Here is a 10,706-nt window from a genome sequence, read left to right as displayed (position 1 = left end):
TGTTCTGCGTGTGGATGTACTGCAGCCTGCCAAAGCTGATTATCGGGCTGCTGACGATACTGATGCTCTTCGTCGGCGGCAACGCCGAGGGCTACGACATGAAGAATCCGGTGGGAACGAACCTCGGCTACTACTTCCCGGACGCCGGGGCAGGCATTAAGGCCGCGCTTGGCTTCTTCGATGTCATCGGGATCTGGTCGCTGATCTTGCTCATCCTTGGAACTTCGATTGTTGCCAAGGTGAGCCGCGGCAAGGCGGCGGCTGCGATCATTGGCTGGTGGGTGCTGATCCTGATCGTCAGTACAGCCGCAGCGGCGGCCTTCAACTAGGGCGGTTCTCCTCGAGATGTAGTTTTGGAGGTTCGAGTAAAACGCAGATTCCCTTCGGGAATGACAAACGAAAGCTCGGAAATGACAAACGAAGGAAGCTCTACCTGAGGGAAACGCTTCAGGCTTCAGCGCAACCGGCTGCGTACTTCGTCCCGCACCAGGTACAGAAAAAAGACCAGCGAAAACATTCCACGGATCAGGAAGAAACCGCTGCGCGTCTTCTCGAAAAAGAAGAAGTCCCCGGTAAACAGCATGACGCATCCGGCCAGCACCAGCGCCCATCCCCACCGGCGCATGCGCAGCAGACCGAAGATGCCTGCTACCAGCAGCGTGCATAGCCCCAGCACGCCGTACTTCGCCAACCCCATGCCAAAGGTGTTGCGCAACGCGCCAAACACGTTCATCAGCGTCAGGAACAGCATAAACAGGCAGATTCCAGCCACTCCCGGCAGCATCTGTCCAACCACACCCTTGCGCTCGTCCGCCATCGTTCCTGCTCCTGTTCTCTTAAAGCGTGTGCAGGTACGCCAGCAGATCGTTGAGATCCTGCTGGTCCATATTATTTCCCACCGCGGGCATCAGCCCATGTCCATGCAGAACGGTGGCGGTCACGCGATCGTCGTTGGCCGGGGCTCCGCTGGGCAGATAAGGCTTTTTGTAGACGCCCAGCAGCGAAGGCCCATGCAGCGCGGCGTCGCGGCGGTCGTAGTGGCAGGCGCTGCAGTGCGTCTCGAATACCGCATGGCCATGCATCTGTTGCTCATTCAACTGCGAGAGCGGCGTTGGCGGAGGCAGCGACTTACACCCTGCCAGCGCACAGGCCAGCATCAGCAAAAAACAAGCTCGAACCATGGATTTATTCTCTCATCCGTCATCGTCCTACCGATGCACCGACTGCGCCAGCAGCACCAGGCCAATGCCGGCCAGGCCCACGTAGACATAGCGGAGAAAGGTGTCGCCGTGCAGGCGATGGTTCACCAAGCGGCCCAGCCAGATCGCAGGCAGCATCACCGGAAGGCTCAACAGGTAGAAGTGCGTCACCGCCGGAACCCAGAGTCCCGCCAGCCAGTAGCCGCCCATGCCGATGACGCTTGCGGGAAGAAAATATCCCTGCAGGGTCGCGCGAAAGTGCTGGGCAGACCACCGGCGCATCGCTCCATAGATCACCAGCGGAGGCCCGTTCATCCCATACGCTCCGCCAAAGACACCGGCAACGAAACCGCAGCCCAACAGCCATGCCTTGCTGTCTTGCTTCAACTCGGGCGGCTTGCTGCCCAGAAGGGAATACGCCGCGAACGCCATGATGAAGATCGCCAGTACGATCCTGACTGCCTGCTGATGGGTGCTGGTCAGAAGTAAGAGCCCTACGGGAATGCCGAAGAGTGTCGCTCCCACCAGCCAGCCGGTGCTGCGTAGATGAATCTTGCGCCAGTCCTGCGCGACGACCACGGCGGCAATCGTGATCGAGACCAGCACGGCCAGGGGGGCGGCAACTTTGAGCGGTATAAAAAGCGCCAGCAGCGGAACGGCGAACAGCGCCTCGCCAAACCCAAACGCCGACCGGATGAAGGTGGCCAGAAACACCACAACCAGCACCTGCAAGGTAGAGGCATCCATCATCTGCTGACGCTCGAAACGAGGGACCACCGGCTACGCTTCATCTCTCTATTCTACGAGTGGGCGTGGTGATGCTGTCGCCGGACACGCTCTAATTTGTCGCTGCAATCGCAGCAACAATCTTGTCCATCGCGGTCTCATCCGCATGGCTGTGGGGAGCGTGGTTGTCCACCATGATGGAAAAGATCACCGTGCGACCACTGACGCAATCGATGTAGCCCGAGAGCGCACGCGCCTCGCCCAGCGTTCCCGTCTTGGCGAAGACATTGCCCCTTAGCGGAGCCTGCGTAAAGCGTCCGGCGAGTGTTCCATCCACCCCGCCGACCGGAAGGGAACTCTTCCAGTCCGCGAACCATGGCTGCGTGCTGGCGTATTGAAGCAGTTGCGCGGTGGCGCGTGGTGCCACCAGGTCGTGGCCGCTCAGCCCTGAGCCGTCGAAGAAGACGAAGTCGTCCTTATTGACTCCGGCCAGCGTCGTCAGAAACGTTCGCACCACACGAGCGCCCTGCACCGCTGAGCCATCGTCGGCAAATGCCTTGCCCAGCCGCCGCAACAGCAATTCGGCATGAAGGTTCTGCGACACCTTATTGGTCGCTACGATATCGTCGATCAGCCGCGGCGAGACGTGTTCCGCCAGCGTGGTGCAGAAGTCTGTGCAGCCCGGTTGTGTGCCCTTGTCTGTTGGAGGCAGCATCAGCGGCTGCTGTGCCTCGTCCACAAAGTTTGCTGTATCTACCGAAAGGCGATGCTCGGCCCGCGCCTTGCCTGTCACCCGAATCCCTCGCTGCTCCAGCATCTGTCGGAATGCCATCGCCGCGTACTCAGCCGGATCTTCTATGGCAAGGTGGCTGGTCATGGCCTGCATCCCCGCCGGAACCGTGCCGTAGACGCGCACCGTCTTTGAACCGGGAGAGCGATCGATTCCGACCGCCGGCATGGTGTTGACTGAGGTCGTGGTCACGCTCGACTCGACGGTGTAATAGGGGACCGCCTGTTCGATTGCCACGGTTGCGGGTGCGCCTGCCAATGCCGGAGCCGTCACCGTCAGCTTCAGCATGTTGTCCTCGACCGTGAGTGCCGACACCGGTGCGCCGTATCCCCACACCGCGTCATCCATCGACCAGTCTTCTGGGTAAGGCTGCCACGGAAACAGCGAGTCATCGCCGACGATATCTCCTTCGACAACCTTCAGGCCGGTCTTCGCGACCTGATCGGCCATCTCTTCCAGGAATCGCAGCGGGTCGACTTCGGGCGGTGCAGGGTTTGGCTGTAGAGCGGGAGGGATATAGGGAGTCGTGCGCCCCGACAAATTGGCATCGCCTGCGCCCATCAGCCGGAGACCGCCGTGCGGAAGTACGCCATCTTTGTTCGGAAGCGACATCGCCGCTATCCTGGTGGTCACTGTTGCCGACGAACCCAGCAGGGCTACCGCGGCTGTCGTGGTGAACAGCTTCGCGTTGCTGGCCGGGTGAAAGAACTGGCCCGCATTCAGCGCATAGACGCGCGTCCCGTCCATCTTTGTGACCGCGATGCCCCAATGCGAGCGCGATACCGCCGGGTCGGCCAGCAGCTTCGCAACCTGGAATTTCAGCGGCTTCACACGATGCGCTCTGTGGTGGGTCGGGGAGGGGGTTGCAGCCCCCGCCGGCACGCAGAGCATTCCGCCCAGCACAATTACGGCACAACGTGCGGCAAACCTCATCATCCGCGCAGTCTAGCATCCTGTCGGCTGCGGCCCGGTCCTCGGCTTGAATCCTGCATCTAAACTCTATCTATGCCGCCTGCCCATCGCCCTCGTTATGACTGGAGTCTCCGCACCCGAACCCTTGCGCTCGGCCAGCATACCCTCGTCATGGGAATCCTGAACGTGACTCCCGACAGCTTCTCCGACGGCGGCCACTTCTACACGCCGGAGAACGCGCCCGAGCGCGCCCTGACCCAGGCCCACGAGATGCTCGACGAAGGCGCGCACATTCTCGACATCGGCGGCGAATCCACCCGGCCCAACGCCGTCCCGCTCTCGGCCGACGAAGAGCAGTCGCGTATCCTTCCTGTCATCGAGGCGATCCTGGCGCAGAGGCCCGATGCAATTCTCTCCATCGACACCCACCATGCCTCTACCGCCGTGTGCGCCGTCGAAGCCGGGGTCGAGATCGTCAACGACGTCAGCGGCCACCTCTGGGACGCCGCCATGACCAGGAACTGCGCCCAGCTGGGCTGCGGCACCGTTTTGATGCACACACGCGGCCGCCCGCGTGACTGGCTCGACCAGCCGCCCATTGCTGCCGAAGAAGTTGTTCCTCTTGTGCTGCGTGGATTGAAAGAGCGCATCGAGGCCGCGACCTCCGCCGGAATTGCGCTTAACCGGATCGTGCTCGACCCGGGCTTCGGTTTCGGCAAGCGGCTCGACGAAAACTATCCGCTGCTGGCCCATCTCGACCGGCTCCGCCAGCTCAACCTGCCGATCCTCGCCGGAATCTCCCGCAAGAGCTTTCTCGCCCAGGCGCTGGCTCCGCTCTATGAAGAGACCCTGCCGCCACCCGAGGCACGCCTGCATGCGACCACGGCAGCCAACGTAGCAGCGATCCTCAACGGAGCCCACATCATCCGCACCCACGACATTCGTCCTGCGGTCGAGGCCGCTGCCGTCGCCGACCGCATCCTCGCCGCGATTTAGGCACTTTCATCATCAGGCAGATTTTCTGTGCGCCTGAACGTATTCCCGAAGAGCGGCATTGATGCGGCTCTGGTAGCGTTTGCCCGTTCCTTTGAAAAAGGTCAGAACATCGGCGTCGAGACGCAGTGTGACCTGCTGCTTGTTCTCCGAAGAAATGAGGTCGCCGGGCCGTGTCCATTGCACCGGGTTGGTCTGGCGCGGGATATCGCTATAGTTGATCTCGGAATCCGGCATGGCGACGACGGCCTTCAGTCGCTTGCGCTGTTGCGTGGTCAACGGCGCGGGATGGTTGGGGTCAAGTTTGAACTTCATGGTATTGTGCGCGCTCATGAGCATCTGCCTTTCTTGCTGAAATCAATCGGATGAGATTGCCGTCCCTGCCGCGCAGGGTATAGACGACGGCCAGTAAAGCGGGAGCGACCATTCCCACGGTCTTCCAGCGATCTTCCCCATAGTCCTCCCGGTCGTCGAAGGTCTCAATACGCTGCGGATCGAGGAAGACCCGGGCGGCATCCTCAAAGCTGATGAGATGTTTGTGCAGGTTCGCATCGGCCTTGTCCGGGTCCCATTCAAACTCCATATTTCAATGTACTACATTTGTAGCTACATATTGATTCGTGCGCTTTCTGTAACGGACTTGCCGCAAGTGCTCGTATCCTCGCCCTAGCTTAAACGGGGTTCCCATTCGAGTCGGTCGTCCACGACTCGGTCTGGAACGCGATGAAGACTGCCGTCCACGTAGCCTTCGACGGCAGATGGATCAGCAGAGCGCCGTCCTGCCAGATGCCGTTGTCGCCGCCGTGGTTATTCACAGGATTGCCCTGGTTCATGTGGATATCGTGAATCCCGTCGACCTTGCCCTGGTCGGCGAAGCTGCTGCCAAAGGCGTAGATGACGCCATCCTTATCGGCGATGGTCATATTCAACAACGTGACCACGGCGTTCTGCAGGGCGCTCGCACGTGCCTGGGCCAACATCTGGTCCTCTTTGCTGCCCTTGGAGTTCGCCTGCGGCAACAGCGTCATCTGCTCGCGCGAAATCATCTGCCTTCCGCTCACCTGCGACCGCACATAATCGAGCGACAGTCCGCCGGGAACGCTCTTGCGAGCGGTCATTCCCATCGGCAGCGCCAGCAGACCTGCGATATCCGGAGGGCTAAACTCCTCCTCAATCGCGTACAGCACCTCCGAGCCGTCCACCGACTGAATGTTCACGGCCACGGTAAACGGGCCCCCGGGAGCGTTCATCGTGATCTGGTAATGGGTGCTCGATCCCTTGACCACCTTGCCCGAGACCGGGTCGCCTGCCAGAACGCTGTAGTTTGTAATCGGCATGAATCTCCCTCAGTCTCGAGCCTTGGTGACTGTCTTACTGCGTCTCGGCGTAGTAGCCGTGGCGGGTGCGAGCGGTGAGGCCGGGTTCCGTCAGCTTCACTTCGATCTGGTGATAGGCCTTGGCAGGCTCGGCAGGCGACGGGGCGAAGGTGAGCTCGTAATAATTTCCTGCGTCCTTGACGCATCGGGCGAGCAGCCCGGCGACGTCGTTGCTGCCGGCGAGGACCAGCCCGCCGCTCTGCGCCGCGAGAACCTGTAGCGACAGGTTTGCCAGTTGCACGTCATTCGGTGTGTCGACGCCCTTTAGGTACGACTGATAGAAGTAAGAGTTGCTGAGCAAGGACTCGCCCGCACCATTGGGGTCGATGCTGTAGAGGGTGATGTGCGCCTGCCGCAACTCGGAGGTCAGGGCAACGACCTGAGCGTAAACCCGCTTCTGCTCCCTCATTCCCAGATCGATCCGCGGCCCGGACAGCAGCGGCCAGCCGTGGGAGACCCAGAGGATGATCTTGGGCCCGGGACGGCCCGCCTCCAGCGCGGCGAGCTGGCGAAGTGTTTGGAGCGAAAGCTGAATGCGCTCGTCGGCGCCGTAGATGCCAGCGGAGCGATGGATGGTGCGCAGCCCGATCGGGGAGTTGTCGAGAAGTTTGCTCAGGGCATTGCCGTCGGTCGTAGCGCCATTCTGAATCCGGGTCTTGTCATTCGTAAAGATTGCCAGCGAAATAGGATGGGCAAGGTGGCCGCCGTTGGAGCGCAGAAATTTATCGATCTGCTGACGCACGTAGGCGAGACGGACGTAAGGGGTGTTGACGCCGTCTACGAGCAGGATGATCTGCATCGGAGCCTGGTCGCCGCTGACGGCTTGAAACGACTGGATGGGTTGCGAAATCTTATTGTCGAGGACGGAGAAGTCCTGTTGTTTCAGTCCGGCGACGGGCGTCCCCGACCGTGGCGTGACGACCACATCCAGATGGATGCTGTTTGGACTCTGGCTGGCAGGGGCATTCTGTTCGGAGAAGGCCGGAGCGGCAGGGAATAGAGCGGCGAGCAGGAGCAGCGCGCAAAAACGGGTCTCGATGGACATGTTTCCCTCTTCTCGGACGAAGGCGAAAAAAATCCTCGTGCGAGACGTCGCGATTAAAGGCATGCGCGCGACCATCTAAAAGAATAGACGCGATCGGGCGGCGTAAGTCTAATAAATTCAGCCCAAATATTTTTCTCAAGTCGGGCCAGGCCTTCTTTCGCTGAAGAAATAGCCGTTCCAGCTTCCATTTCCGCTCATTGTCAGCGATCCTCAGCTTGGCCAGATGCTATTCTTTGGCGAAGGAAAAACGAAATGCCTCTCCTGCCGCTCATCCTCCAGATCATAACCCTGCTCGCCGTGATTTTTCTGCTCGTCCGCAAACAGGCGGCACCGGCGCTGGACCCTCGCCTCGGCCAGATTCCAGACCAGCTCACCCGGCTCGACGCCCGCCAGCAGGCCACGGATGAGCACATCCGCAAAGAACTGTCCCAGATGCGTACCGACATCGCCGCCGAGGCACAGCGCACCCGGGAGGCCAGCGAGACCGCCTTCGCCGCCCTCCGCACCGAGGTCGCCGCCAGCATTACCGCGCTCGGCCAGACGCTCAACACTGGCCTCGCCGACTTCCGTACCGACAACAAATCTTCTGCCGATCAGCTTCGCAATGCCGTGCAGAGCCAGATGGACACCATCACCCAGCGGCTCTCGTCTTTCACCGCCGAGACCAGCGGCCAGCACACCAGTCTGCGCGAGTCGCTCAACGCCAAACTCAGCGAGTTGATGGCCAGCAATACCGCGCTGCAAAACCAGCTCCGCATATCTGTCGAAGAACGTCTCACCAAACTCAACGAAGACAACTCCAAAGAGCTTGAAAAGATGCGCCAGACGGTCGACGAGAAGCTCAATGCCACGCTACAGACGCGGCTTACCGAGTCCTTCGGCCAGGTGACGACCCATCTGGGCGAAGTCCAGAAGGGGCTTGGCGAGATGAAGGAGCTTGCCACAGGAGTCAGCGATCTGAAAAAGGTCTTCTCCAACGTCAAATCCCGCGGTGTCGTCGGCGAATTTCAGCTCGGCCAGCAACTCGAGCAGATGTTCTCGCCCGAGCAGTACATCAAGAACGCCCGCATCAAGCCCGACACGCTCGAGGCGGTCGAGTACGCCCTTAAATTCCCTAACGGCGATGGTCCCGAGAGCTACATCCTGCTCGCCATCGACGCCAAGTTCCCCAAGGAAGACTGGGAGCGGCTCGAATATGCCTACGAACATGGCACTGCAGACGAGATCGCCGCTGCCGGGCGGGCCTTCGAGCGAGCCATTCGCGCCGAAGGCAAACGCATCTGCGAGAAATACATCGATCCCCCCACCACGATGCCGCACGCCATCATGTTTCTCCCCACCGAGAGCCTTTATGCCGAAGTCGTCCGGCGTCCCGGCCTGCAATCCGAGATTCAATCGCAATGCCGCGTCACCATCGCCGGGCCCTCGACCTTTATGGCCATTCTCACCAGCTTTCAGATGGGCTTCCACACCCTCGCCATTCAAAAGAAGGGTGACGAGGTCTGGCGCGTCCTCTCGGGAGCAAAGACCGAGTTCGAAAAATTCGGAGGCCTCATGGACAAGGTCGAAAAGCAGGTTGGCACCGTCCAGAACACGCTGCGCGAGTTGGGAACCAAGAGCCGCACCATCAATCGGGCACTCAAAAACGTCTCCAGCCTGGATGCTCAGGCCGCTGCCTCCAACCCGCTCGGCTTCGAAGAAGGCAACGGGATCGCTCCTCTTCTTGCCGCCTCCGGGGATGGCAGCGAAGAGGAATAGATGAGGAATAAATGAGTTCCACCGGGATGCCCCCATTTCGCCCAGCGGCCGTTTGCTTTACACTCTGCTAGGCGCTCAGTATTCTTGACCATGGTGGTGTTGACCCAGCGCACCGACATCCAAATTTTGATTGCAAGACGTAAACAGGAGAAACAAATGGCCGCAGTAGATGAAAAAGTAAAACAGATTATCGTCGAGCAACTTCAAGTGGATGAAGCCGAAGTCACCCCCGGCGCCAGCTTCCAGGAAGACCTCGGGGCCGACTCCCTCGACGTCGTTGAGCTTGTGATGCAGTTCGAAGAGGCCTTCGACATCCAGATCCCCGACGAAGACGCCGAGAAGATCAAGACCGTCAAGGATGCCGTCGATTACATCGAAAAACACCAGAAGGCAGGAAAGTAACCAACATGGAGCAGCGTCGCGTTGTCGTCACCGGCCTTGGCCTCCTTTGCGGGGTCGGTAAAACCGCGCCCGAGGTCTGGGACGGCCTGCTTGCAGGCAAAAGCGGCATGGCTGAGATCAAGGCCTTTGATCTCACCGGCCATCCCGTCCGCTTTGCGGCAGAGGTGAAGGACTTCGACCCGCTGCTCTTCGTTGAAAAAAAAGAAGCCCGCAAGATGGGCCGCTTCATTCACTTCGCGCTGGCCGCCTCCGAAGAGGCGATGAAACACTCCGGCCTGATCATCGACGAGAACAACCGCGACCGCTTCGGCGTTCACATCGGCTCCGGCATCGGCGGCTTCGATGTTATCGAGCGCGAGCACTCCAACATGCTCGCCGGCGGCCCGCGCAAGATCTCGCCGTTCTTCATTCCCGGCTCGATCGTCAACCTCGCCGCCGGTCACGTCAGCATCCGCTACAACGCTCGTGGACCGAACGAGGCCACCGCGACCGCCTGCACCTCCAGCGCGCACTCCATCGGCGACGCCTTCCGCATCATCCAGCGCGGCGATGCCGACGCCATGATCGCCGGAGGCACCGAAGCCGCCATCACGCCTATGGGCGTAGGCGGATTCGCCGCCATGAAGGCGCTGTCAACGCGCAATGACGATCCCGAGCACGCCTGCCGTCCCTTCGACAAGGACCGCGACGGCTTCGTCGTCGGCGAAGGCGCTGGCATCCTCATCATGGAAGAGCTGGAGATGGCCAAGGCGCGCGGCGCCCATATCCTCGCCGAAGTCATCGGCTACGGCATGTCCGCCGACGCCTTTCACATGACCGGCATGGCTCCCGAGGGCGAAGGCTGCTTCCGCGCCATGTCCGCCGCCCTCAAGGTCGCCGGAATCACCCCTGACCAGATCGACTACGTCAACGCCCACGCCACCAGCACGCCTCTGGGCGATGCGCTGGAGTCACAGGCCATCGAAAACGTCTTCGGCGAGCGGGCAAAGAACCACACCCTGCTCGTCAGCTCCACCAAGTCCATGACCGGCCACCTTCTCGGCGGCGCGGGCGGACTGGAGGCGGGCATCACCATCCTCGCCATGCTCAACCAGATGGCGCCGCCGACGATGAACATCGTAGAGCTTGACCCTCAGTGCCGCCTGAATTACGTTCCCAACAAGCCTCAGGCTGCGAAGATCGACTACGCGCTCTCAAACTCCTTCGGCTTTGGCGGAACCAACGGTTCGCTGGTCTTCAAACGCTGGACCGAGTAGTTTTCCGCTACAGCAAAAGTCATATTCGAACCGCTTCATCGCGATCTCTTTCAACCGTCATCTCTCCGCTGTTCCGGGAGAGATGACGGTTTTAAACACCCAGCTAGCTGTTTAGTCCCGGCATTTGATGGTGCATACTTTTCTGAGCGTGAGAAGGAGGCACTATGGGACAGGTTCTACACCGGAGCGCCACAACGACAGAGGCGATCCGTCGAGCGATACAACATAGTCAAGAGAGCATGAGAGTTC

13 protein-coding genes are annotated in these 10,706 nt (G+C 60.5%); 5 read left to right on the top strand and 8 right to left on the bottom strand.

What is annotated here, in order from left to right; translation table 11 throughout:
- On the top strand, nt 1-329 hold a 329-nt coding region (locus tag VMU57_RS17005; RefSeq protein ID WP_325385561.1), incomplete at its 5' end, for a YIP1 family protein.
- A gap of 125 nt (nt 330-454) precedes the next feature.
- Here VMU57_RS17005 and VMU57_RS17000 read toward each other — a convergent pair.
- From VMU57_RS17000 to dacB, 4 genes are all read right to left on the bottom strand, one after another.
- The gene (locus VMU57_RS17000) at nt 455-817 is read right to left on the bottom strand and encodes a hypothetical protein (protein ID WP_325385559.1); all 363 of its coding nucleotides are present in this window, start codon (nt 815-817) and stop codon (nt 455-457) included.
- Nucleotides 818-836: 19 nt separating this feature from the next.
- A complete protein-coding gene (locus VMU57_RS16995) occupies nt 837-1,181 on the bottom strand; it encodes a cytochrome c (RefSeq protein WP_325385557.1) in 345 nt (114 codons plus the stop codon).
- Between the two features lie 27 nt (nt 1,182-1,208).
- The gene (locus VMU57_RS16990) at nt 1,209-1,976 is read right to left on the bottom strand and encodes a sulfite exporter TauE/SafE family protein (protein ID WP_325385555.1); all 768 of its coding nucleotides are present in this window, start codon (nt 1,974-1,976) and stop codon (nt 1,209-1,211) included.
- Nucleotides 1,977-2,037: 61 nt separating this feature from the next.
- Complete coding sequence (gene dacB / locus VMU57_RS16985; protein ID WP_325385554.1) at nt 2,038-3,651, bottom strand: D-alanyl-D-alanine carboxypeptidase/D-alanyl-D-alanine endopeptidase; 1,614 nt, start codon at nt 3,649-3,651, stop codon at nt 2,038-2,040.
- Nucleotides 3,652-3,720: 69 nt separating this feature from the next.
- Between dacB and folP the strand changes: the two genes are divergently transcribed.
- Nucleotides 3,721-4,623: a dihydropteroate synthase gene (folP, locus tag VMU57_RS16980; protein ID WP_325385552.1), complete on the top strand. Its 903-nt coding sequence runs from the start codon at nt 3,721-3,723 to the stop codon at nt 4,621-4,623.
- Between the two features lie 12 nt (nt 4,624-4,635).
- Here folP and VMU57_RS16975 read toward each other — a convergent pair whose 3' ends face one another.
- From VMU57_RS16975 to VMU57_RS16960, 4 genes are all read right to left on the bottom strand, one after another.
- Nucleotides 4,636-4,935 (bottom strand): BrnA antitoxin family protein, encoded by a 300-nt coding sequence (locus tag VMU57_RS16975; RefSeq protein WP_325385551.1) that lies wholly within the window; start codon nt 4,933-4,935, stop codon nt 4,636-4,638.
- Nucleotides 4,919-5,203, bottom strand: a complete 285-nt coding sequence (locus VMU57_RS16970) for a BrnT family toxin (protein WP_325385549.1) — start codon at nt 5,201-5,203, stop codon at nt 4,919-4,921. The genes VMU57_RS16975 and VMU57_RS16970 overlap by 17 nt, the downstream gene beginning before the upstream one ends.
- 88 nt (nt 5,204-5,291) lie before the next feature.
- Nucleotides 5,292-5,957 (bottom strand): YukJ family protein, encoded by a 666-nt coding sequence (locus VMU57_RS16965; RefSeq protein ID WP_325385547.1) that lies wholly within the window; start codon nt 5,955-5,957, stop codon nt 5,292-5,294.
- A gap of 34 nt (nt 5,958-5,991) precedes the next feature.
- Nucleotides 5,992-7,041: a VWA domain-containing protein gene (locus tag VMU57_RS16960; protein WP_325385545.1), complete on the bottom strand. Its 1,050-nt coding sequence runs from the start codon at nt 7,039-7,041 to the stop codon at nt 5,992-5,994.
- Between the two features lie 252 nt (nt 7,042-7,293).
- Here VMU57_RS16960 and rmuC point away from each other — a divergent pair, with 252 nt between their 5' ends.
- The 3 genes from rmuC to fabF all read left to right on the top strand — a co-directional run bounded on the left by rmuC (nt 7,294) and on the right by fabF (nt 10,457).
- Entirely contained in the window at nt 7,294-8,799 is a 1,506-nt protein-coding gene (rmuC, locus tag VMU57_RS16955; RefSeq protein WP_325385543.1) for a DNA recombination protein RmuC, read from the top strand.
- Nucleotides 8,800-8,955: 156 nt separating this feature from the next.
- Complete coding sequence (locus VMU57_RS16950) at nt 8,956-9,201, top strand: acyl carrier protein (protein ID WP_188552789.1); 246 nt, start codon at nt 8,956-8,958, stop codon at nt 9,199-9,201.
- A gap of 5 nt (nt 9,202-9,206) precedes the next feature.
- Complete coding sequence (fabF, locus tag VMU57_RS16945; protein ID WP_325385541.1) at nt 9,207-10,457, top strand: beta-ketoacyl-ACP synthase II; 1,251 nt, start codon at nt 9,207-9,209, stop codon at nt 10,455-10,457.
- Nucleotides 10,458-10,706: the final 249 nt, after the last annotated feature.

The organism is Edaphobacter sp. (genome assembly GCF_035532915.1).
Classification (GTDB): domain Bacteria; phylum Acidobacteriota; class Terriglobia; order Terriglobales; family Acidobacteriaceae; genus Edaphobacter.
Note: the sequence above shows the minus strand (reverse complement) of the source record. Positions and strands in the feature narration are given on the sequence as shown.

Bases quoted from the DNA above. Each gene is read 5' to 3' on its own strand.
- VMU57_RS16975 (WP_325385551.1), bottom strand. From the start codon at position 4,935: ATGAAGTTCAAACTTGACCCCAACCATCCCGCGCCGTTGACCACGCAA.
- VMU57_RS16950 (WP_188552789.1), top strand. From the start codon at position 8,956: ATGGCCGCAGTAGATGAAAAAGTAAAACAGATTATCGTCGAGCAACTT.
- fabF (WP_325385541.1), top strand. From the start codon at position 9,207: ATGGAGCAGCGTCGCGTTGTCGTCACCGGCCTTGGCCTCCTTTGCGGG.
- VMU57_RS16995 (WP_325385557.1), bottom strand. From the start codon at position 1,181: ATGGTTCGAGCTTGTTTTTTGCTGATGCTGGCCTGTGCGCTGGCAGGG.
- VMU57_RS16960 (WP_325385545.1), bottom strand. From the start codon at position 7,041: ATGTCCATCGAGACCCGTTTTTGCGCGCTGCTCCTGCTCGCCGCTCTA.
- dacB (WP_325385554.1), bottom strand. From the start codon at position 3,651: ATGATGAGGTTTGCCGCACGTTGTGCCGTAATTGTGCTGGGCGGAATG.
- folP (WP_325385552.1), top strand. From the start codon at position 3,721: ATGCCGCCTGCCCATCGCCCTCGTTATGACTGGAGTCTCCGCACCCGA.
- VMU57_RS16965 (WP_325385547.1), bottom strand. From the start codon at position 5,957: ATGCCGATTACAAACTACAGCGTTCTGGCAGGCGACCCGGTCTCGGGC.
- VMU57_RS16970 (WP_325385549.1), bottom strand. From the start codon at position 5,203: ATGGAGTTTGAATGGGACCCGGACAAGGCCGATGCGAACCTGCACAAA.
- rmuC (WP_325385543.1), top strand. From the start codon at position 7,294: ATGCCTCTCCTGCCGCTCATCCTCCAGATCATAACCCTGCTCGCCGTG.
- VMU57_RS17000 (WP_325385559.1), bottom strand. From the start codon at position 817: ATGGCGGACGAGCGCAAGGGTGTGGTTGGACAGATGCTGCCGGGAGTG.